Annotated in this window: 21 protein-coding genes; 11 read left to right on the top strand and 10 right to left on the bottom strand. The window is 62.6% G+C overall.

Annotation, left to right across the window (positions count from 1 at the left end; all coding sequences use genetic code 11):
• The first annotated feature begins 50 nt into the window (after positions 1 to 50).
• Positions 51 to 1,544 (top strand): leucyl aminopeptidase, encoded by a 1,494-nt coding sequence (locus K0F86_RS05765; protein ID WP_219133423.1) that lies wholly within the window; start codon positions 51 to 53, stop codon positions 1,542 to 1,544.
• A 92-nt stretch (positions 1,545 to 1,636) separates the two neighbouring features.
• On the opposite strand, the gene K0F86_RS05760 is transcribed toward K0F86_RS05765, so the two are convergent.
• The 4 genes from K0F86_RS05760 to K0F86_RS05745 are packed head-to-tail and all read right to left on the bottom strand — an operon-like array spanning position 1,637 to position 3,250.
• On the bottom strand, positions 1,637 to 2,164 hold the full coding sequence (locus K0F86_RS05760; protein WP_219133421.1) for a hypothetical protein: 528 nt from the start codon (positions 2,162 to 2,164) through the stop codon (positions 1,637 to 1,639).
• An 11-nt stretch (positions 2,165 to 2,175) separates the two neighbouring features.
• Complete coding sequence (locus K0F86_RS05755; protein ID WP_219133420.1) at positions 2,176 to 2,646, bottom strand: CreA family protein; 471 nt, start codon at positions 2,644 to 2,646, stop codon at positions 2,176 to 2,178.
• Between the two features lie 33 nt (positions 2,647 to 2,679).
• Positions 2,680 to 2,868, bottom strand: coding sequence for a DUF1653 domain-containing protein (locus K0F86_RS05750; RefSeq protein ID WP_034782199.1), 189 nt, complete (start codon positions 2,866 to 2,868; stop codon positions 2,680 to 2,682).
• 10 nt (positions 2,869 to 2,878) lie between these two features.
• Complete coding sequence (locus tag K0F86_RS05745; protein WP_096234395.1) at positions 2,879 to 3,250, bottom strand: hypothetical protein; 372 nt, start codon at positions 3,248 to 3,250, stop codon at positions 2,879 to 2,881.
• Positions 3,251 to 3,820: 570 nt separating this feature from the next.
• Here K0F86_RS05745 and xth point away from each other — a divergent pair.
• Positions 3,821 to 4,585 carry an exodeoxyribonuclease III gene (xth, locus tag K0F86_RS05740; protein WP_219133418.1) on the top strand — a complete coding sequence of 255 codons (765 nt, stop codon included), beginning with the start codon at positions 3,821 to 3,823 and terminating at the stop codon, positions 4,583 to 4,585.
• A gap of 81 nt (positions 4,586 to 4,666) precedes the next feature.
• Here the strand turns inward: xth and K0F86_RS05735 are convergent, their stop codons facing one another.
• Positions 4,667 to 8,326 carry a bifunctional diguanylate cyclase/phosphodiesterase gene (locus K0F86_RS05735; protein WP_219133416.1) on the bottom strand — a complete coding sequence of 1,220 codons (3,660 nt, stop codon included), beginning with the start codon at positions 8,324 to 8,326 and terminating at the stop codon, positions 4,667 to 4,669.
• A 209-nt stretch (positions 8,327 to 8,535) separates the two neighbouring features.
• Here K0F86_RS05735 and prpR point away from each other — a divergent pair, with 209 nt between their 5' ends.
• The 4 genes from prpR to K0F86_RS05715 all read left to right on the top strand — a co-directional run bounded on the left by prpR (position 8,536) and on the right by K0F86_RS05715 (position 12,979).
• Positions 8,536 to 10,161, top strand: a complete 1,626-nt coding sequence (gene prpR, locus K0F86_RS05730) for a propionate catabolism operon regulatory protein PrpR (protein WP_219133414.1) — start codon at positions 8,536 to 8,538, stop codon at positions 10,159 to 10,161.
• 176 nt (positions 10,162 to 10,337) lie between these two features.
• Entirely contained in the window at positions 10,338 to 11,210 is an 873-nt protein-coding gene (locus K0F86_RS05725) for an alpha/beta fold hydrolase (protein ID WP_219133412.1), read from the top strand.
• Positions 11,211 to 11,312: 102 nt separating this feature from the next.
• On the top strand, positions 11,313 to 12,263 hold the full coding sequence (locus tag K0F86_RS05720; RefSeq protein WP_257572001.1) for a sensor histidine kinase: 951 nt from the start codon (positions 11,313 to 11,315) through the stop codon (positions 12,261 to 12,263).
• Entirely contained in the window at positions 12,260 to 12,979 is a 720-nt protein-coding gene (locus K0F86_RS05715; RefSeq protein WP_219133411.1) for a LytTR family DNA-binding domain-containing protein, read from the top strand. The genes K0F86_RS05720 and K0F86_RS05715 overlap by 4 nt, the downstream gene beginning before the upstream one ends.
• Positions 12,980 to 12,983: 4 nt before the next feature.
• Here K0F86_RS05715 and K0F86_RS05710 read toward each other — a convergent pair whose 3' ends face one another.
• The 3 genes from K0F86_RS05710 to clpS form a co-directional block, all read right to left on the bottom strand.
• Positions 12,984 to 16,334 (bottom strand): S41 family peptidase, encoded by a 3,351-nt coding sequence (locus K0F86_RS05710; RefSeq protein WP_257572000.1) that lies wholly within the window; start codon positions 16,332 to 16,334, stop codon positions 12,984 to 12,986.
• A gap of 161 nt (positions 16,335 to 16,495) precedes the next feature.
• The gene (clpA, locus tag K0F86_RS05705; protein ID WP_219133409.1) at positions 16,496 to 18,796 is read right to left on the bottom strand and encodes an ATP-dependent Clp protease ATP-binding subunit ClpA; all 2,301 of its coding nucleotides are present in this window, start codon (positions 18,794 to 18,796) and stop codon (positions 16,496 to 16,498) included.
• Positions 18,793 to 19,095 carry an ATP-dependent Clp protease adapter ClpS gene (gene clpS, locus K0F86_RS05700; protein WP_096234388.1) on the bottom strand — a complete coding sequence of 101 codons (303 nt, stop codon included), beginning with the start codon at positions 19,093 to 19,095 and terminating at the stop codon, positions 18,793 to 18,795. The genes clpA and clpS overlap by 4 nt, the downstream gene beginning before the upstream one ends.
• Positions 19,096 to 19,416: 321 nt before the next feature.
• Between clpS and K0F86_RS05695 the strand changes: the two genes are divergently transcribed.
• Entirely contained in the window at positions 19,417 to 19,620 is a 204-nt protein-coding gene (locus K0F86_RS05695; RefSeq protein ID WP_010395943.1) for a cold-shock protein, read from the top strand.
• Between the two features lie 95 nt (positions 19,621 to 19,715).
• On the opposite strand, the gene icd is transcribed toward K0F86_RS05695, so the two are convergent.
• Positions 19,716 to 20,969 carry an NADP-dependent isocitrate dehydrogenase gene (icd, locus tag K0F86_RS05690; protein WP_219133407.1) on the bottom strand — a complete coding sequence of 418 codons (1,254 nt, stop codon included), beginning with the start codon at positions 20,967 to 20,969 and terminating at the stop codon, positions 19,716 to 19,718.
• Between the two features lie 290 nt (positions 20,970 to 21,259).
• Between icd and K0F86_RS05685 the strand changes: the two genes are divergently transcribed.
• The 3 genes from K0F86_RS05685 (at position 21,260) to K0F86_RS05675 (ending at position 22,786) form a co-directional block, all read left to right on the top strand.
• Complete coding sequence (locus K0F86_RS05685; RefSeq protein ID WP_219133406.1) at positions 21,260 to 21,823, top strand: pseudouridine synthase; 564 nt, start codon at positions 21,260 to 21,262, stop codon at positions 21,821 to 21,823.
• Between the two features lie 110 nt (positions 21,824 to 21,933).
• A complete protein-coding gene (locus tag K0F86_RS05680; RefSeq protein WP_219133405.1) occupies positions 21,934 to 22,203 on the top strand; it encodes a hypothetical protein in 270 nt (89 codons plus the stop codon).
• Positions 22,204 to 22,333: 130 nt separating this feature from the next.
• Positions 22,334 to 22,786, top strand: a complete 453-nt coding sequence (locus K0F86_RS05675) for a DUF192 domain-containing protein (RefSeq protein WP_219133403.1) — start codon at positions 22,334 to 22,336, stop codon at positions 22,784 to 22,786.
• A gap of 131 nt (positions 22,787 to 22,917) precedes the next feature.
• Here the strand turns inward: K0F86_RS05675 and rpsT are convergent, their stop codons facing one another.
• Positions 22,918 to 23,184, bottom strand: a complete 267-nt coding sequence (gene rpsT, locus K0F86_RS05670) for a 30S ribosomal protein S20 (RefSeq protein ID WP_010395935.1) — start codon at positions 23,182 to 23,184, stop codon at positions 22,918 to 22,920.
• A gap of 308 nt (positions 23,185 to 23,492) precedes the next feature.
• Here rpsT and murJ point away from each other — a divergent pair, with 308 nt between their 5' ends.
• Entirely contained in the window at positions 23,493 to 25,040 is a 1,548-nt protein-coding gene (murJ, locus tag K0F86_RS05665; RefSeq protein WP_219133401.1) for a murein biosynthesis integral membrane protein MurJ, read from the top strand.
• The last annotated feature ends 87 nt before the right edge of the window (positions 25,041 to 25,127 follow it).

Here is a 25,127-nt window from a genome sequence, read left to right as displayed (position 1 = left end):
GGTCAGTTAGTTGAGTAACACGTTACTAGTAAATGAAAACGGAGAACCAAATGGACTTTAGCATAAAAGCATTCGATACCAAGAGCACCCTCGGCACGGCCAAAAGCGGATGCATCGCGGTTGCGGTATTCGAAAACAAAAAACTGTCGCCAGCGGCAAAATCGCTGGACAGCAAGGGTGCGATTTCGGCTGCGCTGAAGTCCGGCGACATCAGCGGCAAGCCAGGCAGCACCTTGCTGCTGCGCGCAGTCGATGGCGTCGCCGCCGAACGTGTTCTGCTGGTAGGCATGGGCAGCGATGAAACTGTCAGCGAAAAAAGCTTCGCTACCGGTGTACAAGCGGCCCTCAAGGCTTTCGGCTCGCTGGGTGCTGCGGACGCCATTATCGCATTACCGCTGACGGAAGTGAAAGAGCGCGACGTAAATTGGGCAATCCGTTGCGTGGTGCAAGCCGCCCACGACAGCGAATACCGCTGCGACTCGCAAAAAAGCAAAAAAGATCCGGCACCAGCAGGCGTGCGCAAGATCGTCCTGTCGGCACCAGCAACGGCAGCCACGCGCGGCGCGCTGGCGCAAGCCATCGCCATCGCCAACGGTTCCGACCTGACGCGCAACCTGGGCGACCTGCCGGCGAACGTCGCCAATCCGACCTACCTGGCCAACACGGCCAAGCAGCTGGCCAAGGATTACAAGTTTGAAGTCGAAGTACTGGACCGCAAACAGCTCGAAGCGCTGAAAATGGGCAGCTTCCTGTCCGTCACCAACGGCAGCGAACAGCCGCCGAAATTCATCGTCCTGAAGCACATGGGCGGCAAAGCCAAGGATGCGCCGGTGGTCCTGGTCGGCAAGGGCATCACCTTCGACACGGGCGGCATTTCGATCAAGGCCGGTCCTGGCATGGATGAAATGAAGTACGACATGTGCGGCGCCGCCTCGGTGCTGGGCACCTTCCGCGCCATCGGCGAAATGAACCTGAAGCTGAACGTCATCGGCGTCATCGCCGCGTGCGAAAACATGCCGTCGGGCCGCGCCACCAAGCCGGGCGACATCGTCACCTCGATGAACGGACTGACCATCGAAGTGCTGAACACCGATGCCGAAGGCCGTCTGGTGCTGTGCGACGCGCTGACCTACGCCGAACGTTTCAAGCCGGCAGCCGTGGTCGATATCGCCACCCTGACGGGCGCTTGCGTCGTCGCCCTGGGCCACCACAACAGCGGCCTGTTTACGCGCAGCGATGCGGCGCATGACCAGCTGGCCAATGAACTGCTGGCAGCAGGCAAGCAGTCGAGCGACACGGCATGGCGCATGCCGATCGAAGAGGCCTACAACGAGCAGTTGAAGTCGAACTTCGCCGACCTGGCCAACATCGGCACGCCAGGCGGCGGTTCGGTGACGGCAGCGGCCTTCCTGGAAAACTTCACCAAGAAGTACACCTGGGCGCATCTGGACATCGCCGGTACGGCATGGAAATCGGGCGGATCGAAGGGCGCGACCGGCCGTCCAGTACCACTCTTGACCACGTTCCTGATCAACCGCGTCTAAGTTGACGCCTGCCGATAGCGCCCTGCGCTATCGGCGTCGCGAAGCAGCCGCCACGGTCACTGACCCTGGCGGCTTTTTTATGTGTAAGTGAATCAGTAGACGACGGGATTGGGCAAAGGCGATGGCGCCACCTTCGGCTGCACCACCGTTTCCGGCACGGCGGCCGGCGGCGGCGGCGCGGAAACCGGCGCGGGCGGCGGTGCCAGACGCGCGGGGTCTTGCATGACGATGGTCAGGACCGATGGATAGTCGAAGCCCGCGCCCGTATTGCGGTCGACGAAATAACCGACGCCCAGGGTCAGGATGACATTGCCCCAGACGCTGCCATTGAGCTTGGGGTCGATGTGGTCGTCCGTGGCGATGGCGGGCGAACCGTGCTTGCGGCAATCGACCTTCAACGGTTCCTGGCTCTTGCGGATAGTGATGCGCCCGGGCGTGGTGACGAACCACTTGCCCACGTCGTTGCTGAGGATACAGCCGGCGCCATTGAGCTCGCGGTTGTCCTGGATGGTTTGCACCAGCACCATCTGCTCGGTATTGCCCGTCAAGGTGGCGCAGCCGCCCAGGCCAAACAGCAGCAGCGTCCTGGCTACAAGGGCGACAGACGATGGCACGCGCATGGGAAGCTCGCTTAACGGACGGGAATCGGCTGGTCGCCGGGCACGGCGACGGCGGTGACGCTGTTTTTCGGGCTGCCCTCGATCAGGCGGTCGGAATACACGAGATAGACCAGCGCATTGCGCTTGCTGTCGACCATGCGCACCACGCGCACGTGCTTGAAGAAGATCGAGGCACGCTCGGTAAACACTTCTTCCTGGCGCGGCAGCTTGCCCTTGAATTGCAGCGGCCCCACCTGGCGGCAGGCGACGGCCGCATCGGCCTTGTCCTCGGCCAGGCCGACGGCGCCCTTGATGCCACCGGTCTTGGCGCGCGACAGATAGCAGCTGACGCCAGCGACACGGGGATCGTCGTAGGCTTCGACGACGATCTTGTGGTCAGGGCCGATCAGTTTGAACACCGTGTCGACCGAACCGATGGTTTCGGCATGTGCCGCGGTGCAGGCAAAGCCCAGCACCAAAGCGGCAGACAGCAATTTACGCATGAAGATAATCCCGGGCACGCACGCAGGCGGCCATCAGTTGATGGGAGCGAAACGCTGGACCATCACGCCTTCGACTTCGATCAGTTGAAAAAACACGTCTTTCGGCCGGGTCCAGATGGAACCGTCCGCGGCGCGATACACGATCATCGGCGTCAGGTCCGCTTCCAGCGTGGCTTCGCACACCAGTTCATAAATGCCACCCTTGTAGTGTCGATAACGCATCGCCGTCCCCTCAAGCCGTTGAATCTTCGCTCTTGTCGTCGGCCAGTGCCTTCTGCTTCATCTTCAGGCCCTGGATCACTTTCAGTATGCCTTCCATGCCGGCAGCGCCATCGGCGCCGCTGAAGGCATCGAGCACTTCATTGAGCACCTTGTTGCGCACGGTCGCCTCATCGGAGGACATTTCCAGCGCGCGCTGGGCTTTCGCCGCCTTTTCGGCCGCGCTCACGCGCGGCTTGGCCGCCGTCTTGCCATGCGTCAGAGCTGCCTGCCAGATAACCCAGCGACGCTGGGTCTCGAAAATCAGGTACTCATCCGGTTTGTCTTCTCTTCGCCGCACAATGTGGCCGTCACGCTGCGCCCACGCTTCAAATGCAGTTCGCATTTTCTTCCTTTGCAAATGCTACGCGCAAGTCTCACTATTAAAACTGCAACATTTCAAAATAGTACCATCTATTGATGTCGCAAAACAGTCTCATAGATATAGTACTGCAATTTATATAACAAGTCTGGCGGCGCCAGGAACGGAATTGACGCTCCGCCCCGGCACAGTGGTCATGTAATCGGAATAGCAATTACAACTAATTACAACTGCTTCCTGTTCGGTTCTCAACTTGGCTGTAACAAAGCGGTGTGACACAGTTGTTACATTGTGCCATTTTAGTAGTTTTTATCGCGTTTCAGCGAGAAACTTTACACCATTGTCGCGTTAAACGGCGAGACGCAGCCTGCCACGCCAGCCACTTATGCCAAATCAAACATAGGGGTTGATCAATCATACACAAAAACATAATATTCATGCGCCACGATTGGCTAAATATAAATACTTTATTAACACTCTTTTTCCCTGTAGGAAAATAAGGTGCTTGCGCGACCAGCGGCGGGCAGCACGCCGGCGACACGCATGCGGTAAGATTCGCGCTTATCGATACCTATTCAAGCAAGGATTTTTACCATGAAACTCGCCACCTGGAATGTCAACTCACTCAAAGTGCGCCTGCCGCAAGTGCTGCAGTGGCTGACCGACAATCCGGTCGACATACTCTGCTTGCAAGAGACCAAGCTCACGGATGACAAGTTCCCCGTCGCCGAGATCGAGGCGGCTGGTTACCAGGTGGTCTTCAGCGGCCAGAAAACCTACAACGGCGTGGCCATCCTGTCGAAGCTGCCGATCACCGACGTGGTGAAGAACAATCCCCGCTATGAAGATGCGCAGCAGCGCATCCTGGCCGCCACCATCGGTGGCGTGCGCGTCGTCTGCGCCTACGTGCCGAATGGCCAGAGCGTCGACTCGGACAAGTACGAGTACAAGCTGGGCTGGCTGGCCGCCCTGCACGACTGGCTGGCCGAAGAAGCGCTGCAGCACCCGCAGCTGGCCGTCGTGGGCGACTACAATATCGCGCCCGACGACCGCGACGTGCACGACCCCGTCGCCTGGGCCGGCCAGGTGCTGGTCTCGGACAAGGAACGCGCCGCCCTGCAACGCCTGTTCGACATCGGCCTGACGGACGCCTTCCGCCTGTTCGAGCAGGCGGAAAAATCGTTCAGCTGGTGGGACTACCGCCAGTTGGGCTTCCGCCTGAACAAGGGCCTGCGCATCGACCATATCCTGCTCTCGCCTGCTCTGAGCGCTCGCTGCACGGCCTGCGTGATCGACCGCGTGCCCCGCAAATGGGAACAGCCGTCCGACCACGCGCCGGTCGTGGCCACTATCGACTGACCGATGCGGGCATCATCGACAGGGGACCACTTGCAACTGGCAACAGCCGTCCGACCATGCGCCCGTCGTCGCCACCATCGACTAACCAGATACGCGTTCCAATAACACCTGCGCATTCGCTGCCGGCACGGGCGCGGAAAACAGATAGCCCTGCGCATAGCGGCAGCCGTTCGCCTGCAGCAGGGCGAACTGTTCTTCCGTCTCCACGCCCTCGGCCACGGTCGACAATTGCAGGCTGTCGGCCAGCGCGATAATGGCCGCCACGATGGCGCGGTCTTCCGCGCTGTGCTCGAGGTCCTTGATGAAGGCACGGTCGATCTTGACCTTTTTCACGGGGAAGCGTTTCAGATAGGCCAGGCTGGAATAGCCGGTGCCGAAATCGTCGATCGACAGGCGCAGGCCCATGCCATTGATCTGCCGCAAAATCTCCAGCGTATGCTCGCCGTGCTGCATCAGCGCCGTCTCGGTGATCTCGAATTCCAGCAGCGCCGGATCGATGCCCGTTTCCCGCACCACGTCGCCGATGGCCGCCACCAGGCCCTTGTGCATGAACTGGCGCGGCGACAAATTCACCGCCAGCGGCACGGGCTGCAAGCCCTGGCGCTGCCAGGCCATGCTTTGCTCGCAGGCCTGGCGCATGACCCATTCGCCCACCGGCACGATCAAGCCGTTTTCCTCCATGATGGGAATGAAGCGGTCAGGCAGCACCAGGCCATGGCCGGGACGGCGCCAGCGCAGCAGCACTTCCATGCCATGCAGGCGGCGCGTGGCGATATCGATGATGGGCTGGTAAAACAGTTCGAACTGCTGCAGCGCCAGCGCCGTACGCAAGCTGCTTTCCAGGTCGAAGTGCAGGGCCGCCGCCTGGTTCATCGTCTGCGTGAAGAACTGGTAATTATTGCGGCCATTGCCCTTGGCGTGGTACATGGCCGCATCGGCATGGCGCATCAGGGCGTCGACATCGCCGCCATCGTCCGGATACACGCAGATGCCGATCGACGGCGTCACGTGCAGCACATGGCCATCAAGCGGAAAAGCGGGCGTCAGCGCCTCGATGACCTTCTCGGCCACGCGCGCCGCCTCGTCGGTGTCGCGGATGCCCGGCACCAGCACGACGAATTCATCGCCGCCCAGGCGCGCCACCGTGTCGCTGGCGCGCACCGCGCGGCACAGCCGGGCAGCCACTTCCTTGAGCAGCAAATCGCCCGTCATGTGGCCCAGCGAATCGTTGATGGTCTTGAAGCGGTCCAGGTCGATGAACATCACGGCCAGCTTGCGCCCGGAACGCTGCGAGGACAGCATGGCCCGCTCCAGGCGGTCCGACAGCAACGCGCGGTTCGGCAAGCCCGTCAGGTTGTCGTGGTAGGCCATGTGGTGCACGCGCGCCTCGGCTTGGCGCCGCTCGGCGATCTCGCCCTGCAGCAGCAGATTGGCGCCGGCCAGTTCAGCCGTGCGTTCGTGCACGCGCAGCTCCAGTTCGTCGCGCGCGCGGCGCACCGCCTCGGCCGCCTCGCGGCGCGCCGTCACGTCGTCGACCAGCCACACGGAACGGCCATGCGCATGCGCCAGGTCGAACGGCCGGCCGGACAGGCGCGCCCAGAAGCGGCTGCCATCCTTGCGCACCAGCTGGTATTCCGACATGTGCACCCTGCCGGCCTCGAAGTCGCGCGCCGTCTCGCCGCGTGCCGTCTTCCACGCGGCCACGTCCGGATACAGGGCCTGCACCGACAGGCCGTTGATCTCGCCGGGGCCATAGCCGAACAGCTCTTCCATCTTGCTGTTGGCACGCAAATTGTAGCCGCCCTCCACCACCGAGATGCCCAGCACGGCGCTGTCGAGGATGGCCTGGTTTTCCAGCAGCGCATTGCGCAAGGATTCTTCGGCGCGCTTCGCTTCCGTGCGGTCCTCGATGATCCAGATGGTGCCGGCGGCCGGATCGTCCGGATTGACCACATAGGCGATCAGCTGCGCCCACAAGGTCGTGCCGTCGCGGCGCATCATTTCCACTTCCGTCTGGAACGGCTTGGCCACCGACAGGAAAGGGAAGGCCGCCGCGCCCAGCAACTCGTAGGATTGCTGCGACACGTACAGCGCGCGCCCGGGCAGGCCCAGCGCCTCGTCGCCGCTGTAGCCGAACATCGCGGCAAAGCCCAGGTTGTAGCGCGTGATCTGGCGGTTCTTGGTATACAGGATGCTCACCGAGGCATTCGTCATGATGGCCGCCACCTCCATCTGCGCCTGGCGGCTGTCCGTGACGTCTTCGAGTATCCAGATGGTGCCCTGCTCGCTGTGCGCCTGGTCGACGGCCTTGGCGCGGATGCGGCACCAGAACAGGCTGCCATCGCGGCGGCGGAACAGCGTCTCATCCTGCTCGTACGGCAAGCCCTGCCCCAGCAGCGGCGTGGCTTGCACGCCAAACGCTGCGTAGGCGGCGGGCGAGGGAAACAACTCGGCGGCGGGCAGGCCCGTCATCTCCTCCTGCGCGTAGCCGAACATTTCGGCGAAGCGGGGATTGCAGCGCAGGACCAGGCGCGAACGCGAAAACAGGATGCCGACGGATGCATTGTCGAGGATGGCCTGCTGCTCCAGCATCAGCTGGCGCGTGGCCTCCTCGGCCGCCTTTTGCGCGCTGCGGTCGTCGAACAGCCAGATCGTGTCGCGCAAGCCGCGGTCGGTCTGGCTCTCCGGGTTCAGCACGTAGCCATACGCCAGCGCCCAGAACGTGGAGCCGTCGCGGCGGCGCATCTCCATCTCGCCCTGGAACGGCTGGCCGCGCCGCAGCAGAGGCGACGCTTGCCGCACCACGTTCTCGTAGGCCGCGCGCGACGGGTACAGGTCGGCGACGGCCAGGCCCACGCCGCTGTCGCCATCGAAGCCGAAGCATTCGGCGAAGCGGCGGTTGTAGCGCAGCACGCCCTTGTCGCGCTGGAAGCCGATGGCCAGCGGCGCGTTGTCCATCACGGCCTGCATTTCCAGCATGGCGCGACGCAGCTGGTCTTCATCGCGCCGGTGGTCGCTGATATCTTCGATGATCCATACGGTGCCGTCATGGGTATTCAAGGGATCGACGGCGCGCCCGTGCAGCCGGCTCCAGAACAGCGTGCCATCCTGGCGCCGCAATTCCAGTTCGGTGCGGTACGGCTTGCCCTTGGAAAGCAGCGGCGCCGCTTCCAGCCCCAGGTTGCGGCAATGCTCGGCGGAGCGATACAGCACCGCGCCCGGCATGCCCGTCAACTGGTGGCGCGCATAGCCGAGCATCTCGGCGGCGCGGATATTGCACTCCTCGATGAAGCCGCCCCTGGAAAACACGATGCCGACGGCCGCGCTTTCCAGGATGGCCTGCTGTTCCAGCAAGGTCTTGCGCAAGGCTTGCTGGTCGCGCTGCTGCACGCTGATGTCGGCAAACACCAGGGTCGCGCCCGGCAAGCCATCGCCCACCGGCAGCGGCTTGGCCCATACCTGCACGGCGATGGCCGCATCGATTCCCTCCAGACTGCTGTCCCAGTGCCGCTCGCGCCCGGCCGCACCCAGCGCGCCACGCAGCATGCTGGTGCTCGACGCGCGGTAGGCGTCCGTAAAACAGTCGGCCAGCAGGCGGCCCGACACATCCCTGCCCAGCAAGGCGCTCAAGGCGCCATTCACCGCGACCACCATGCCGCAGGCATCGCAGGCGCAGGCGGGCAAGGCGATCAGCTGCAAGGCATCGGCGATGAAATCGGGACTGGTCGGTACGCGGTTCATGGACACCATGGGTCGGTTGTTAGCGGTCGGAATGCACTTGAACAATATATTTGTCAGGCATCATAGTGCTGTTAGATCATAAACCAGTTTCCCGGGGTTTTTTCATATTCCTTATTGGCAATATCTGAAACGCCACAGACCAGTTGCAACACGCTCGTTGCAATGCCGTTGCATGGCAAGAAAATGAAACAAATCGTTTAGAATAAAGCATGCGCCGCCCGCCCCAACCTCCGCTCGACCACCGCGACAAACCCGTCATCTGGACCGTCTCCGTCTCACGGTTGTTCGACCTGTTCCGCGACATCACGCTCGAATACGACGACCTGGCGACGATCGAACCGATCAACCTGGGCTTCGACGACGCCGTGCGCCACATCCGCGAACGCATGGCCACCGAGCGCTGCGACGCGGTCATCGCGGCCGGCTCGAACGGCGCCTACCTGAAAGGCCGGCTGTCGGTGCCCGTCATCATCGCCAAGGCCAGCGGCTACGACGTGATGCAGGCGCTGGCGCGCGCGCGGCGCATCTCGCCGGACATCGGCGTCGTCACCTACCAGGATCCGATGCCGGAACTGGCCGAATTTGCCGCCACCTTCGGCTTCCAGATCGCCCAGCGCACCTATGCCACCGAGGAAGACGCGCGCGCGCAGATCAATGAACTGAAGGCGGCGGGCGTCAAAGCCGTCGTCGGCGCGGGCCTCGTCACCGACCTGGCCGAGGAAGCCGGGCTGGCCGCCGTCTTCGTGTATTCGGCCACGGCCATCCGGCGCGCCTTCGACGACGCGCTGGAACTGGCGCGCCTGACCCAGATCGAATCGAACCGGGGACGGCGCGCGGTGGTGGCCGACACCCTGCGCGCGCGCCACGGCCTGCACGACCTGCGCGGCGAATCGGAAGCGATGGAAGCGCTGCGCCAGTCGGTGGTGCTGTATGCGCGCTCGCCGGCGACGGTGCTGATCCAGGGCGAAACGGGCAGCGGCAAGGAGCTGGTGGCGCAGGCCATCCACCGCGAAAGCCCGCGCAGCCTGGGCGCGAACCGGCCCTTCATCGCCATCAATTGCGGTGCCATCGCCGAGTCCCTGCTGGAATCGGAACTGTTCGGCCACGAGGACGGGGCGTTTACGGGAGCGCGCCGGGGCGGCCATGCGGGCCTGTTCGAAGCGGCCAACCACGGCACCCTGTTCCTCGACGAAATCGGCGAAATGCCGCTGGCCCTGCAAACGCGCTTGCTGCGCGTGCTGGAAGAGCGCGAAGTGGTGCGCGTGGGCGGCACGCGGCCCATCGCCATCAACGTGCGCATCATCAGCGCCACGCACTGCGACCTGGAACAGCGCATCCGCGAAGGCCGCTTCCGCGCCGACCTGTTCTACCGCCTGGCCGTGCTGCGCCTGCATTTGCCCGCCTTGCGCGAACGCGCCAGCGATATTCCAGGCCTGGCCGAATGGTCGCTGAAAAACGCGCTGGCCGCGCTGGGCGCCCGTCCGCACCCCAATCTGCACGCGGAAATCATCGCCTGCGCGCCGCTGCTGCGCCGCTACGACTGGCCCGGCAACGTGCGCGAACTGCGCAACCTGGCCGAGCGGCTGGCGCTGTTCCTGGCCGCCGAACCGCTGCAGGCGCTCACCCCCGCCTTCGTGCTGGGCGTGGCGCCGGAACTGGATCACGGCGCCACCGCGCCCAGCGTGCTGGCGGCACCGGCTGCCGCCGCACCGCCGCGCCCGGAAGACGAAAGCGCCAGCGCCGTACTGGCGCGCTTCGGCGGGCGACGCGACGCGGCCGCCCATTACCTCGGCATCAGCCGCACCACGCTGTGGCGCCGCCTGCGCGCCGGCTGAATGTTCAAGCACGGAAACGACCATGACTCAAAACGATGCGCCGCGCCTGCCAGCACTGGTACGGCAGCGGCACCCGCATCTTTTGCACCGTTCATCCCTGCCTGCCGCCGCTCATCCCGCGGTACTGGCGGTGCGGCGCCTGGCCCGCTAGCATCGTCGTCAAGGAGGAACACATCATGAAACGAACATTGCAAACTTTGATCTTGCTCAGTACCGTGCTGCTGGCGGGCGCCAGCCGGGCCGCCGCCCCCACGGCCTTCACGATCGAGGTCACGGGCCAGGGCCGCCCGCTGATCCTGATTCCCGGCCTGGCATCCTCGGGCGAAGTCTGGCAAGGCACGGTGGCGCGCCTGTGCGGACCGAAGACAGGACGCGCCTGCCATGTGCTGACCCTGGCCGGCTTTGCCGGCGTGGCGCCCATCGAAGGCGACCTGCTGGCGCAGGCGGAGCAGCAACTGGCCGACTACATCAGCATCCAGAAACTGGGCCGGCCAGCCATTATCGGGCATAGCCTGGGCGGCTTCCTGGCGTTGAAAATGGCCATCGACCATCCGGCCCAAACGGGCAAGCTGCTGATCGTCGACTCGCTGCCGGCGCTGGGCGCGGTGCAAATGCCCTCCATCACGCCGGAACAGCTGCAAGCCATGTCAAGCCAGATGCAATCGGCCATGCGGACCCAGGATGCAGCGACCGCCAGCGCCAGCCAGCGCCGAACGGTTGCCGGCATGGCGACGGCGCCGGCCGACGTGGAGCGCATCGTCGGCTGGGGCCAGCGCTCGGACCGCGAAACGGTCATCCGCGCCATGGGCACGCTGATGGCCAGCGACCTGCGCCAGGACGTGGCGAAAGTGCAGTCGCCCACGCTGGTGCTGGGCACCTGGATCGCCTACAAGGATTATGCGCCGCGCGCCGCCATCGAAGCGACCTTCCAGCAGCAGTATGCACAGCTGCCGGGCGTAAAAATCGCGCTGGCCGACACGGCGCGCCATTTCATCATGTACGACCAGCCGGACTGGATGTATGCGCGCATCGAACAGTTCCTGGACTAGACCGTGAACGCGCCCTTGCACCGGCCGCCGCTGCTGGCCAGGATCAACTGATACTGGACCTTCCAGCTGGCCGGCTGGAGCGCACTCACCCTGTTCAACAGCGTGTATGGCGGCTCCTCGCAGCTGCGCATCGTCGTGACGATTTCCTGCTGGGGGTCCTTGGGCGGGCTGCTGCTGTCGCACCTGTGGCATGGCATCCTGCGCCGGCGCGACTGGGCGGCGAACGGCTTGCGCTGGAAACGCATCCTGCCCTCGCTGGCCTTGCTGGCCGCCATCCAGACGGCCAGCGTGACGGCCGCCTTCCACGTCATGTATCCGCCCGATGTGCTGCGCGGCCTGGCATGGCTGCCCGGCGCGCTGCTGTTCTGGTTCGGGGTATTTCTGACCTGGACGGTGTTTTACTTCACCACGCTGTCGCTGCGCCGCGCCGCCCACCTGGAAGCGGAAACCCTGCGCCTGCAGCTGCATGGACGGGAAGCGGAACTGCGCGCCCTGCAGGCGCAAGTCAATCCGCATTTTTTCTTCAACAGCCTCAATAGCGTGCGCGCCCTGATCTTCGAAGACCGCGAGGCGGCCGCGCACATGATCGACCAGCTGGCCAACCTGATGCGCCACGCGCTGCAGTCCAGCCAGCATGCGACGGTGCCGCTGGCGGCCGAACTGGACGCCGTGCGCGCCTACCTGGCGATCGAACAAATACGCTTCGAGGAGCGCCTGCGCGTCAGCTTCGACATCCCCCCCGGCATCGATCACGTGCGCGTGCCGCCCATGGCCCTGCAAACGCTGGTGGAAAACGCCGTCAAATACGGCGTGGAGACAAGCGCCGATGGCGGCGACATCCGCATCGCGGCGCGGCGTGGCGCAGGCATGGACGCGCTGCAGATCGAGGTGGCCAACACGGGCGAACTGCGCGGCGCGTCCGGCTCCACCGGCATCGGCCTGCGCAATGCGCGCCAGCGTTTGCAGCTGGCCTGCGGCGAGCACGCCAGCCTGGAACTGCGCCAGCAGGCGGGCTGGGTATATGCCACCATCCATTTGCCGGAGCTGGCATGAACGGTCAGCCGCTCAAGATACTGCTGGTCGATGACGAGCGCCTGGCGCGCGCCGAGTTGCGCCGCCTGCTGGCGCCGCATGTGCAGCGCGGCGCCGTGGAGATCGTCGGCGAGGCGGCCAGCGCGGCCGACGCCATCGCGCAGATTGGCAAGCTGCGCCCGGACCTGCTGCTGCTCGACGTGCAGATGCCGGGCGGCTCCGGTTTCGACCTGCTGGCCGCCTTGGATGATGCGCCCGACGTCATCTTTTGCACGGCCTTCGACCAGTACGCGCTGCAGGCGTTTGAAGTGAGCGCCCTCGACTACCTGCAAAAACCCGTGCAGGCGGCACGCCTGGCCACGGCCCTGGCGCGTGCCGGCGCGGGGGCGCAAGCATCGCCGCCGCCCGCGCCGCGCAAGGTTTTCATCAAGGATGGGGAACGCTGCTGGTTTGTCGCGTTTGACGATATCCGCCTGCTGGAATCGGAAGGCAACTACACGCGCGTGCATTTCGGCGCGTACCAGCCGCTGATGCTGCGCACCCTGAACCAGCTGGAAGAAAAGCTCGACCCCGCCCTGTTCTTGCGCGCCAACCGGCGCCAGATCGTCAACCTGGCGCAGGTGGCGCAAGTGGCGCCGAATGCGGCCGATGGCCTCGACCTGCACCTGCTGGACGGCAGCGTGGTGGAAGTATCACGCCGCCGCGCGCAGCAGTTCAAGGCCGTCACCGGCCTGTAGCCCCCTACTTCAGCGCGGGGATAGGCTGCGCCTGGAAGGCGGGGCGCGGCTGCTCCTGGAGTTTTTTCGCCAGCATGTCGAGCGCCACTTCCAGCTGGCGGTCGGCGCCGACGAAGGTGGCGTGCGGCGGATTTTCCACCTCGACATCCGGCACCACGCCCACGCCTTCGATCAGCCACTGGCCATCGACGCCGAACTGGCCGTTTTCCGCCACACGCGCCATGCCATTGTCGGCCAGGCGCGTATTGTCGCTGAGCCAGACGCCCGCGCCGGCCGTGCGCTTGCCCACCAGCGGCGCCAGTTTCAATGCCTTGATGCCGGCGGCGAAGGTCTCGCCATCCGAATACGTGAGTTCATCGACCAGCACCACCAGGTGGCCGCGGAAGGTGTTCTGCATGTTCGACGAGGGCTGCACGCCCGGCGGCGCCCAGTAGGCCCAGGCCTTGCGCAGCAGTTTTTCGATGATCCAGCTGTCGATATTGCCGCCGTTATTGCGCCGCACATCGATGATCAGGCCTTCGCGGTTGATGTTGGCGTAAAAGTCGCGCGCAAACGATGCGATGTCGTTCGCGCCCATGGCGCGCAAATGCAGGTAGCCGATGCGCCCCTGCGAGGCGGCAGCCACCTGCTCGGCGCGGCTCAATTCCCAGTCGCCATAGCGCAGCGCCGTCTGTTTCGCCATGTTGACGGGCGTGACGATGACGGCGCGCGGCGCGCCTTTACCTCGCTGGACCTGCAGCAGCACCTGCTTGTCGGCCTGGTTCAGCAGCAGGTCGCTGATGTCGCGCGCGCCCAAGACGTCCTTGCCGTTGACGGCCGTGATCACGTCGCCCGCCTTCACATCCACTTCGGGGCGCGACAACGGGGCGCGCGCCGACGGCAATTCCGCCTCGCTGCGGTAGACGTGTTCGACCAGGTAACCCTCGCTGGTGCGCGCCAGCACGGCGCCCAGGCCGGCCGGCGTGCCTTCCTGCTCCGTGCGGCGCAATTCGCCGGGACGGATCTGCGAATGCAGGGCGCCCACTTCGGCCACCATCATGCCGAGTAAATCATTGAGTTCGGCGCGGTCCGTGACCCGCTCGACCAGCGGCGCATATTTGTCGCGCGCCGCCTTCCAGTTCACGCCGCGCATCTTCGCGTCGTACAGGAAGTCGCGGTGCAAGCGCCAGGCGTCGTTGAACATCTGCTTCCATTCCAGGCGCGGATTCGACACAAACGTCCAGTCGTCGACTTTTACTTTCGCCTTCGACAGGTCGGACGGCAGCTTGGCGCCCGCCTCGATCACCAGCATCTCGCCCGGCCCAGTAGCTGCGGCTGTCCTGTAGTACAAATGCTTTTTATCCTGCGCCAGGTCGAATTCGCGCACATTGGCCACCAGCAGTTCCGGCTTGGAGCCGGTGTTGCCGATGGCGAGCGTTTTCAGGCTGGACTTGTTCTCGCCGCTGTCGCGCTCAAGGAAATACAGGCGCTTGTCATCCATGGCCAGCGCACTGTAATTGCCCGCCGCCAGCGGTACTTCATACAGGCGCTCGGCCAGTCCCTTGAAGACGACATCCGGCAGCGCGGCGGGCGTCTTCCTGACGGCCGTCTTGCCGCCGGCTTTCTCCAGCGCTTTTTCCGCCGCCTGTTCGGCCGCCTTTTCATCGTCCGTCTCGGCCGGTTTCACTCCCGGGCGGCTCAGCTCATCGTCGGGCTGGAACGGGAAGCGGTTGCCCGGCTGCAGCGCCAGCGCATACACGCCGATGCGCTTGTCGAACACGGGACCCATGTTGCGGTCGCCCCACGGCGACCCGTTGGCCAGCTGGAAATTGCGTGCCGACATGAAGTACAACCACTTGCCGTCCGGCGAAAACACGGGCGAAGCGGAGGTATAGCGGTCGCTGGTGACGAACTGCAACTGCTTCGAGGCGAGGTTGTACAGGCCGATCTGCTCGCGCTGCTCATTGCTGGCCACGCGCACGATGGCCAGGTTGCGGCTGTCGGGCGACCATTGCACTTCGTCGTGCTTGTCCACGCCCGCCTTGCCCGCGTCGTCGATCAGCTGGTTGCCCTTGCTGGCCAGATCCAGCAGCCAGAAGCGGCCCTTCTTGTCCGTGTGCGCCAGCCAGCGTCCGTCCGGCGACGGATACAGTTTCCAGCGGTGATTGTCGCCCTGCGTCGTCAGCTGCTCGCCCTTGCCCGAACCATCGGCGGCGTACTTCCAGATTTCATTTTCACCGCTCGTGTCGACGATGGCGAACACGGACTTTTCATCGCTGGAAAAGACGGCATCGCGCGCCCGTGCTCCTTCGGGAATGGCGATATCGACGCGGCGCAGGCTGCCCGTGCCGGCGATGCTGACGCGGCCCCGTGCAGTCAAGATGATGCGCTCATCCTTGCCCGACAGCTGCACATTGCTCAAGGTATCGAGCGGCGAGCGGATCTGGCGCGCGCGCTGCTGGTCGAAGTCGGACACGAGGCTGATCGGCAATGGCGATGAATCCGTCCCTGCGGCCAGGTCCAGTAGCCGCAGATCTGCGCCCAATTGATACACAATCTTGCCATCGCCCAGCGCCGCGTTGCGCACGTCCCACTGCGTGTGGCTGGTCAACGCGCGGCGGTCGGAGCCGTCGGGCAGCATGCTCCACAAATTATCGCTGCCGCCCTCGTCGCTGATGTAATAGACGCGGCCCTGCCACCACATGGGGCGCTTGTTGTTACCCTCCAACACGGCAGGCAGCGTATGCATGCGCACGGCCTCGCCCTTGCCATCGAGGTCATAGCGCCACAGGGTGGCATGCGCACCGCCCCGGTAGTTGCGCACATTGTCGTTCGTCATGGCCAGGCCGAAACGCGTGAAGAACAGCGTCTTGCCCGCATCGTCGAGCACGGCGTCATTGGCGTCAGCCACGGGAAACACGCGCCGCGTCTGTTTCACGGGATCGATGGCGGCGACGATACGGCGCGAAGCGGGACCGTCCGTATTTTGCGTGCTGACCAGCACTTCGCCCTGCGCCGTCCAGCCCAGTACCAGCACGCCGCCATTATCAAAGGAAATACGGCGCGGCAAGCCGCCCGCCAGCGGCATCACATACGCTTCCTGTGCCCCTTCATAGGCTGCGGAAAACGCCAGCCACTGGCCGTCGCGCGAAATCGCCGCGTTCGTTTCATAGCCGGGATGCGTGGTCAGGCGCTGCGCCGCGCCGCCGCGCACGCTGCTTTTCCACAAGTCGCCTTCGGCCGTGAAGACGACGGTGTCGCCGCGTACGGCGGGAAAACGGAAATAGCTGCCGGCAGGCGCGGCAGCGGCGGCCGCAGCGTTAGCCAGCAGGCCGGCGGAAAACAGGAGGGAGGCGAGAGTGCGGGAAATTTTCATGTGAGCATCCAGATAGCGGTCAGGTGGCATGGACATCATGTCGATACCGGACAGCAATTCTGGCATAAGCACGACCAAAGAAAACCTTCTTTATTGCCCACAAAAGCGAAAAAAACCCGCGCCACTTGCGTGGGGCGGGTTTTTTGTTGACGGCAGGAAGTTTATTCCACTTCCACCGTTTCCGGCGCAGCCGTCGGTGCCGCGTCTGGCGGTTCCGGGAATTCCAGCAAGACCTGGTCCTTGTCGTCGAGGTCGACGGTGACCCGTCCGCCCGTGACCAGGCGGCCGAACAGCAGCTCGTCGGCCAGGGCCTTGCGGATCAGATCCTGGATCAGGCGTGCCATCGGCCGCGCGCCCATCAGCGGATCGAAGCCTTTCTTGCCGAGGAAAGCACGCAGCTTCTCGGTAAACACGGCTTCGACCTTTTTCTCGTGCAACTGCTCTTCCAGCTGCATCAGGAACTTGTCGACCACGCGCAGGATGATGTCCTGATCCAGTGCGCGGAAGCTGATGGTCGCGTCGATGCGGTTGCGGAATTCCGGCGTGAACATGCGCTTGATGTCGGCCATCTCGTCGCCTGCCTGCTTGGAGTTGGTGAAACCGATCGAAGCTTTCTGCAAGCTTTCCGCGCCCGCATTGGTGGTCATGATGATGATCACGTTGCGGAAATCGGCTTTGCGGCCATTGTTATCCGTCAAGGTGCCATGGTCCATCACTTGCAGCAGGATATTGAAAATGTCCGGATGGGCTTTTTCAATTTCATCGAGCAGCAAGACCGAATGCGGCTTCTTGGTGATCGCTTCCGTCAGCAAGCCGCCCTGGTCGAAACCGACGTAGCCCGGCGGCGCGCCGATCAAGCGACTGACGGCGTGGCGTTCCATGTATTCCGACATATCGAAACGGATCAGCTCGATGCCGAGGATGAAAGCCAGTTGCTTGGCCACCTCGGTCTTGCCGACACCGGTCGGACCGGAAAACAGGAAGGAGCCGATCGGCTTGTCCGTCTTGCCCAGGCCGGCACGCGCCATCTTGATGGCCGAGGCCAGCGCGTCGATGGCGGGATCTTGCCCGAACACGACATTGCGCAAGTCGCGGTCGATCGTCTGCAGCTTGCTGCGGTCGTCCTGGTTGACCGTTTGCGGCGGAATGCGCGCGATCTTGGCGATGATGTCCTCGATCTCGGCCTTGCCGATGGTTTTCTTTTGCTTCGACTTCGGCAGGATGCGCTGCGCCGCGCCCGCTTCATCGATAACGTCGATCGCCTTGTCGGGCAGATGGCGGTCGTTGATGAAACGCGCCGCCAGTTCGGCCGCCGTCGACAGCGCCGATGCCGAGTATTTCACGCCATGGTGCTCTTCGAAGCGCGACTTGAGGCCGCGCAGAATCTGGATGGTTTGCTCGACGGTCGGCTCGTTGACGTCCACTTTCTGGAAGCGGCGGCTCAAAGCATGATCCTTCTCGAACACGCCGCGGAATTCCGTGTACGTGGTGGCGCCGATGCATTTCAGCTGGCCATTCGCCAATGCCGGTTTCAGCAGGTTCGACGCATCCAGGGTGCCGCCCGAGGCCGAGCCCGCACCGATGATGGTGTGGATCTCGTCGATGAACAGGATGCCGTTCGGATTGTCCTTCAGCTGTTTCAGCACGGCTTTCAGGCGCTGTTCGAAGTCACCGCGGTATTTGGTCCCGGCCAGCAAGGCGCCCATGTCCAGCGAGTACACGACGGCATTTTGCAGGATTTCCGGCACATCGCTTTGCGTGATGCGGTAAGCAAGGCCTTCGGCGATGGCCGTCTTGCCCACGCCCGCCTCGCCGACCAGCAGCGGATTGTTCTTGCGGCGGCGGCACAGGATCTGGATCACGCGGTCGACTTCTTCCTCGCGGCCGATCAGCGGGTCGATCTTGCCTTCGGCAGCGGCCTTGTTCAGGTTTTGCGTGAACTGGTCGAGCGGGCTTTCCTTCGGCTGGCCCTCGACGGGCGCGTCTTCCACGCCTTCGGAGGCTTTCGCGCTTTCCGTCGACTGGTCCTTGCGCACGCCGTGCGATATGAAATTGACCACATCCAGGCGCGTCACGCCCTGCTGGTGCAGGTAGTAGACCGCATGCGAATCCTTTTCGCCGAAGATGGCCACCAGCACATTGGCGCCCGTGACTTCCTTCTTGCCATTCGAGGCGGACTGGACGTGCATGATGGCGCGCTGGATCACGCGCTGGAAACCAAGCGTCGGCTGGGTGTCGACTTCGCCCGTGCCAGGCACGGTCGGCGTGTTATCGCCGATGAAATTGGTGAGGGTCTTGCGCAGGTCCTCAATATTGACCGCGCAGGCACGCAACACCTCGGCAGCGGAGGGATTGTCCAGCAGTGCCAGCAGTAAATGCTCAACCGTGATGAATTCATGCCGTGCCTGCCGAGCTTCGACAAACGCCATGTGCAAACTAACTTCTAATTCCTGCGCAATCATACTTCCTCCATCACGCACTGCAGGGGGTGCCCCGCCTTGCGCGCATGCGTTAAAACGAACTCCACTTTGGTACACGCTATATCTTTAGAGAACACGCCGCACACTCCTTTGCCGTAGCGATGAACACTGAGCATGATTTGCGTCGCCGTTTCACGGTCCTTGTTGAAATACTCCTCAATGATGGCCACCACGAATTCCATCGGGGTGTAGTCGTCATTGAGCAAGGCCACCTGGTAGAGCGGTGGCGGCTTCAGCACTTGCCGCTCCAGCAGGGTTTCTGTGTCGTGCTTGGTTGCCATACGCTTATTCTAATGCTTTCACAGTGGTTGTCATGCGCAATATCTACGCCTTTCCAATTGTTTTCAATCTTACGCGTTTTCTTAATAGTGCGCAGATGGCGACCTTGCTGTCAAAATCAAGAGTTGCTTTTTTGGTTGCCGTGAAGAATTTGGCAATATCGATGGAAAAGCGCTTGACTTCATTATTTATTCCGCCAACAATGCTGTATCGACTGTTGCAGTAATGTACAGCTTGATAAGAAGTGAGACGTCGAGGAGGGGGCAAGAAGCTTCTTGCTTTTATGGCTCGTGTGATTTGTTTTAATTTTGAAAGTTCTTTTTATGGCAACAGGTACAGTTAAGTGGTTCAATGATTCCAAAGGTTTTGGCTTCATCACTCCAGATGACGGCGGCGAAGATTTGTTTGCTCACTTCTCCGCAATCAACATGAACGGTTTCAAGACCCTCAAAGAAGGTCAAAAAGTTCAATTCGAAGTCACGCAAGGCCCTAAAGGCAAGCAAGCTTCCAACATCCAAGCAGCCTAAGCATCGCCGGCCCTCAGATGTGAAAAACCCCGTTTCCTTGAAGCGGGGTTTTTTTTCATCCGCAGGGTGCGCTGCACCCTGCCTTGCCCCGCGTGTTACATGTGCTCGATCATCACGTCGCCGAAACCGGAGCACGACACTTGCGTCGCGCCTTCCATCAGGCGGGCGAAATCGTAGGTGACGCGCTTCGAGGCGATCGACTTTTGCATCGACGAAATGATCAGGTCGGCCGCCTCCAGCCAGCCCATGTGGCGCAGCATCATTTCCGCCGACAGGATCAGGGAGCCGGGGTTCACGTAATCCTTGCCCGCATACTTCGGCGCCGTGCCATGCGTCGCTTCGAACATGGCGACGGAGTCGGACAAGTTGGCGCCCGGCGCGATGCCGATGCCGCCCACTTGCGCCGCCAGCGCGTCGGAAATGTAATCGCCGTTCAGATTCAGGGTGGCGATGACGCTGTATTCGGCCGGACGCAACAAAATCTGTTGCAGGAACGCGTCAGCGATGGAATCCTTGACGATGATGTCGCGGCCCGTCTTCGGATTCTTGAACTTGCACCATGGGCCGCCATCGATCAGCTCGGCGCCGAATTCCTTTTGCGCCAGCGCATACGCCCAGTCGCGGAAACCGCCTTCCGTGTACTTCATGATGTTGCCTTTGTGCACGATCGTCACGGAGGGCTTGTCATTGTCGATCGCGTACTGGATGGCCTTGCGCACCAGGCGCTGCGTGCCTTCGATGGAGACGGGCTTGATGCCCAGGCCGGACGTGGCCGGGAAGCGGATCTTCGTCACGCCCATTTCATTGATCAGGAAATCCATCAATTTTTTGGCTTCAGGCGAGCCTTGCTGGTATTCGATGCCGGCGTAGATGTCTTCCGAGTTTTCGCGGAAAATCACCATATCCGTCTTTTCCGGCTCTTTCACGGGCGATGGCACGCCCGTGAAGTAGCGCACGGGACGCAGGCAGACGTACAGATCGAGCTGCTGGCGCAGGGCCACGTTCAGCGAGCGGATGCCGCCACCGACGGGCGTGGTCAGCGGGCCCTTGATGGAGACCACGTAATCTTTCAGTACGGCCAGGGTTTCTTCCGGCAGCCACACGTCGGGACCGTACACATTCGTCGATTTTTCGCCCGCGTAGATTTCCATCCAGCTGATCTTGCGCGCGCCGCCGTAGGCCTTGGCCACGGCAGCGTCGATCACCTTGATCATGACCGGGCTGATATCGATGCCCGTGCCATCGCCTTCAATGAAGGGAATGATGGGATTATCTGGTACATTCAGCGAAAAATCGGCGTTGACGGTGATTTTTTGGCCGTCAGCAGGTACAGTGATATGTTGATACATCGTGATCTCCGAAGTGGGACACACCGCTGGCGGGCAACACAGGCCGGCGACGCGCTCTGCGGTTGCAGAGTTTACAAAAACAAGTCCGAATATGGCGGCAACAACGCACTTTAGCAGGGAAAGAAACCCCGGACCATCCGCGGCGCCAAAGAACCTCGTTGCCCTATCGCCCATGTCTTCTATAAGACATAAGACTGTGTTTCACATTATGCACCACTATCTTACAGGGCGCCACGCTTTTGCGGCGCCAACCAGCAGCCACCATCGCTTACATCAATTCCTCTACCAGCATGCCACTCATCCTCTTCAATAAACCATTCCAGGTCCTGTGCCAGTTTTCGCCGCAGGACGGCCGCCTCACCCTGGCCGACCACATCACGATTCCCGGCATCTACCCGGCCGGCCGGCTCGACGCCGACAGCGAAGGCTTGCTGCTGCTGACGGACGACGGCCGCCTGCAGCACGAGATCAGCCACCCCGACCGCAAGGAAGCGAAAACCTATTTGGTGCAGGTCGACGGCGTGCCCGATGCGGCCAGCCTGGCGCGCCTGCAGGCGCCGCTGGACCTGGGCGACTTCATCACCAAGCCGTGCAAGGCCGTGCGCATCGCCGAGCCGGACTGGCTGTGGCCGCGCAACCCACCGATCCGCGCGCGCGCCGACAAGCCGACCTCGTGGCTGGCGATCACGTTGAAAGAAGGTAAAAACCGGCAAGTGCGGCGCATGACGGCGGCCGTCGGCCTGCCCACCCTGCGCCTGGTGCGCAGCGCCATCGGGCCGTTCTCGCTGGCCAGCCACCCTCTGCTGCCCGGCGAATGGTGTGAAGTGCCAGCCGAGAACATTGGAAAAGCGTGAGCAGGACAAGAAAAGTGGCTTCGGCACTAAAATTTTGCCAATAAGCACTATTTATTTTTAGATAATGCATTAAAATCATCTGACCTTAACATGACGGAAAAGGAAAGATGATGACAAAAGTAATACTGATGTTGGCCGCCTCCCTGTTTGCCGGCGCCGCACTGGCGCAATCGGGCGCCCAGGTGCACGCTTCCGCAGCGACCGATGCCGTCAAGCCGCCACCCGCCTCGGCAGCCAGCCATGCCTCGGCCGCCACCGACGCCGTCAAGCCGGCAGCGGCCTCGGTCAACGCCTCGGCCGCGACCGATGCACCGCGCCTGATTCCGCAGCCGCGCAAGACGAAGCAGCCGGCCGCTGAAGCAGGCAAGCCCGTGAAATAAGTGTGACCCCGGGGTGACGGCAGCAGCCCTGTTGCTGTCACCCCACGCTTTCGGCGCGGCCAGGCAGCATGCTTGACCAGGCAGCCGCCGGCATGGCTTAATCGCCGCTTCGCAGCCACCGTCCCGCGCCATGAAAACTTTCCTTCGCCGTCTCAGCCTGTCCATCGCCCTGCTCGCGTGCGCCAGCATTGCGTACGCGCAAACACCGCAAGGCAAGAGCTTGCAGCTCTCGGCCGGCATGCATCTGATCCAGGCGGAAGTGGCCGCTACGGAAGCGCAGCGCGAACAAGGCTTGATGTACCGTGAAAAGATGCCGGCGAATGCAGGCATGCTGTTCGTCTTTGGCAACCCGTCCACGCAATGCATGTGGATGAAGAATACGCCGCTGCCCCTGTCCGTGGCCTTTATCGATGCCAGCGGCAAGATCGTCAACATCGAAGATATGCAAGCGCACACGCTCGACAGCCATTGCTCGACCAAAACCGTACCCGTGCGCTATGCGCTGGAAATGAACCTGGGCTGGTTCAAGCAAAAAAACATCAAGCCAGGCATGAGCATCGGCAACCTGCCCGCGACGCGCTAGGCAGTGGCGGCTGCGGCCGCAAAGAGACGCGAAAAAACCCGCCAGAACGAATCTGCGGGTTTTTGCTTTTCAACCAATGCCAGCGTACCGGCACAGGCAAGCCACCATGGTGGCTTGCCTGCTGGCGAATATTAAGCGGACAGTGCTTTCAAGGCAGCTGCCAGACGGCTCTTATGGCGAGCTGCCTTGTTTTTGTGGATAATCTTCTTGTCAGCGATACGGTCGATGGTCGACACGGATGCTTGGAAGATTGCAGCAGCAGCTGCCTTGTCGCCGCCCTGGATCGCTTTGCGAGCAGCTTTGATAGCCGTGCGCAAGGTCGAACGTTGGGACGAATTGTGTGCGTTTTGCTTAACTGCTTGACGAGCGCGTTTGCGCGCTTGTGCGGTATTTGCCATGGAATTTCCTAAAACAGGGTCAAAGTGCGTTTGCAAACATTAGTGTTTGCCAACCGGTGCGTTCTGTGCGTCTGCCGAACCATGTGTGCCAAACCAGTGCCTGTCAAACATTAGTGTCTGCGTAACAGAATTCTGTACAGCCTTCGATTATAGCGATATTTTCAAGCGGGGGCAAATCAAAAAACCATGTGTGACACCAAAAACACCTGAAAATGGGGCTGGCAAGGGCGAATCGGCAGCGAATCGGCAGCAATTGTTACCATATTTTAAGCGTTTAACGGTAGCGCGCCCGGCTATAATCTGCCCCCATGAACTTGCTTAAAACCCTCGCCGCCATCTCCAGCATGACCATGCTGTCCCGTGTAACCGGATTATTGCGCGAGAGCCTGTTCGCGCGCGCCTTTGGCGCCGGCGCCTACACGGACGCCTTCATTGTTGCCTTCCGCATCCCCAACCTGTTGCGCCGCTTGTTTGCCGAGGGCGCGTTCTCGCAAGCCTTCGTGCCGATCTTGTCTGAATACAAGAACCAGCATGGCCAGGAAGCCAGCAAGCAACTGGCCGACCATGTGGCCACCACCCTGGTCTGGGCCACGTTGCTCGTGTCCGCCATCGGCATCGTCGGCGCGCCGTGGTTCGTGTATGCGATCGCCACGGGCCTGACCAAGGACGCGGGCGCTTTTGACGCGGCCGTGTGGATGACGCGACTGATGTTCCCTTATATTACTTGCATGTCCTTCGTGGCCCTGGCCGGCGGCATTCTGAATACCTGGCGCGAATTCAAGATTCCCGCCTTCACGCCGGTGCTGCTCAATGTATCGTTCATCGCCGCCTCGCTGTTCCTGGCGCCGCACCTGAAACAGCCGATCTACGCCATGGCCATTGCCGTGTTCGCCGGCGGCTTGCTGCAGGTGGCCATCCAGATTCCCGCCCTGATCAAGATCGGCATGCTGCCGCGCCTGTCACTCAATCCCGCCATTGGCCTGTCCGACGGCGGCGTGCGCCGCGTGCTGAAAAAAATGGGACCGGCCGTGTTCGCCGTCTCGGCAGCCCAGATCAGCCTGATGATCAACACCAGCATCGCCTCGCGCCTGACGGAAGGCAGCATTTCCTGGCTGTCGTATGCGGACCGTCTGATGGAGTTCCCCACCGCCATGCTGGGCGTGGCCCTGGGCACCATCTTGCTGCCCAGCCTGTCGAAGGCCAACGTGGATGGCGACAAGACGGAATACTCGGCCCTGCTGGACTGGGGCTTGCGCCTGACTTTCCTGCTGGCCCTGCCCGCCGCCGTCGGCATGGCGACCCTGGCCACGCCGCTGATCGCGACATTATTTCACTACGGCAAGTTCACGGCCGAATCGGTGACCATGTCGACGCAGCCTCTGGTGGCCTACAGCCTGGGCCTGATCGGCATCATCCTCGTAAAAACCCTGGCGCCCGCGTTCTATGCGCGCCAGGACATCCGCACGCCCGTGAAAATCGCCATCGGCGTGCTGATCGTCACGCAGCTGATGAATCTGCTGTTCGTGCCCTACATCGCCGTGGCCGGCCTGGCCCTGTCGATCGGCCTGGGCGCCTGTCTGAACGCCACTTTTCTTTACTGGGGCTTGCGCAAGCGCGGCATCTACCAGCCGAAACCGGGCTGGGCCAAGTTCTTCCTGCGCCTGCTGCCGGCACTCATCGTGATGGGCGGCGTGGCGTATGCTGGCGCCCTGCGCATCGACTGGATCGCTATGCAAGCCCATCCGCTGCTGCGGGCCGGTGCGCTGGCCCTGCTGGTGAGCCTGTGCGGCGTGGCGTACTTTGCCACCCTCTTTTTAGTTGGCTTCCGCTTCCGCGACTTCAAGCGCAGCGCCTGACACGCAGTGCAGGCCCCGCCGCCTGCACCTTGCCGTCGGCAGGATGCCCCGCGCAATGTGGCGGGGCGAAAAAAAACCCGCCGAACA

Source organism: Janthinobacterium sp. UMAB-60, from assembly GCF_900095235.1.
Classification (GTDB): domain Bacteria; phylum Pseudomonadota; class Gammaproteobacteria; order Burkholderiales; family Burkholderiaceae_D; genus Janthinobacterium.
Note: the sequence above shows the minus strand (reverse complement) of the source record. Positions and strands in the feature narration are given on the sequence as shown.

What these genes read in the sequence shown, in the direction of transcription:
- K0F86_RS05735 (WP_219133416.1), bottom strand. Translation starts at nt 8,326, where the DNA reads ATGAACCGCGTACCGACCAGTCCCGATTTCATCGCCGATGCCTTGCAG.
- icd (WP_219133407.1), bottom strand. Translation starts at nt 20,969, where the DNA reads ATGTATCAACATATCACTGTACCTGCTGACGGCCAAAAAATCACCGTC.
- K0F86_RS05685 (WP_219133406.1), top strand. Translation starts at nt 21,260, where the DNA reads ATGCCACTCATCCTCTTCAATAAACCATTCCAGGTCCTGTGCCAGTTT.
- xth (WP_219133418.1), top strand. Translation starts at nt 3,821, where the DNA reads ATGAAACTCGCCACCTGGAATGTCAACTCACTCAAAGTGCGCCTGCCG.
- murJ (WP_219133401.1), top strand. Translation starts at nt 23,493, where the DNA reads ATGAACTTGCTTAAAACCCTCGCCGCCATCTCCAGCATGACCATGCTG.
- K0F86_RS05695 (WP_010395943.1), top strand. Translation starts at nt 19,417, where the DNA reads ATGGCAACAGGTACAGTTAAGTGGTTCAATGATTCCAAAGGTTTTGGC.
- K0F86_RS05745 (WP_096234395.1), bottom strand. Translation starts at nt 3,250, where the DNA reads ATGCGAACTGCATTTGAAGCGTGGGCGCAGCGTGACGGCCACATTGTG.
- prpR (WP_219133414.1), top strand. Translation starts at nt 8,536, where the DNA reads ATGCGCCGCCCGCCCCAACCTCCGCTCGACCACCGCGACAAACCCGTC.
- K0F86_RS05750 (WP_034782199.1), bottom strand. Translation starts at nt 2,868, where the DNA reads ATGCGTTATCGACACTACAAGGGTGGCATTTATGAACTGGTGTGCGAA.
- K0F86_RS05725 (WP_219133412.1), top strand. Translation starts at nt 10,338, where the DNA reads ATGAAACGAACATTGCAAACTTTGATCTTGCTCAGTACCGTGCTGCTG.
- K0F86_RS05755 (WP_219133420.1), bottom strand. Translation starts at nt 2,646, where the DNA reads ATGCGTAAATTGCTGTCTGCCGCTTTGGTGCTGGGCTTTGCCTGCACC.
- clpA (WP_219133409.1), bottom strand. Translation starts at nt 18,796, where the DNA reads ATGATTGCGCAGGAATTAGAAGTTAGTTTGCACATGGCGTTTGTCGAA.
- K0F86_RS05765 (WP_219133423.1), top strand. Translation starts at nt 51, where the DNA reads ATGGACTTTAGCATAAAAGCATTCGATACCAAGAGCACCCTCGGCACG.
- K0F86_RS05760 (WP_219133421.1), bottom strand. Translation starts at nt 2,164, where the DNA reads ATGCGCGTGCCATCGTCTGTCGCCCTTGTAGCCAGGACGCTGCTGCTG.
- K0F86_RS05675 (WP_219133403.1), top strand. Translation starts at nt 22,334, where the DNA reads ATGAAAACTTTCCTTCGCCGTCTCAGCCTGTCCATCGCCCTGCTCGCG.
- clpS (WP_096234388.1), bottom strand. Translation starts at nt 19,095, where the DNA reads ATGGCAACCAAGCACGACACAGAAACCCTGCTGGAGCGGCAAGTGCTG.
- K0F86_RS05710 (WP_257572000.1), bottom strand. Translation starts at nt 16,334, where the DNA reads ATGAAAATTTCCCGCACTCTCGCCTCCCTCCTGTTTTCCGCCGGCCTG.
- K0F86_RS05680 (WP_219133405.1), top strand. Translation starts at nt 21,934, where the DNA reads ATGACAAAAGTAATACTGATGTTGGCCGCCTCCCTGTTTGCCGGCGCC.
- rpsT (WP_010395935.1), bottom strand. Translation starts at nt 23,184, where the DNA reads ATGGCAAATACCGCACAAGCGCGCAAACGCGCTCGTCAAGCAGTTAAG.
- K0F86_RS05715 (WP_219133411.1), top strand. Translation starts at nt 12,260, where the DNA reads ATGAACGGTCAGCCGCTCAAGATACTGCTGGTCGATGACGAGCGCCTG.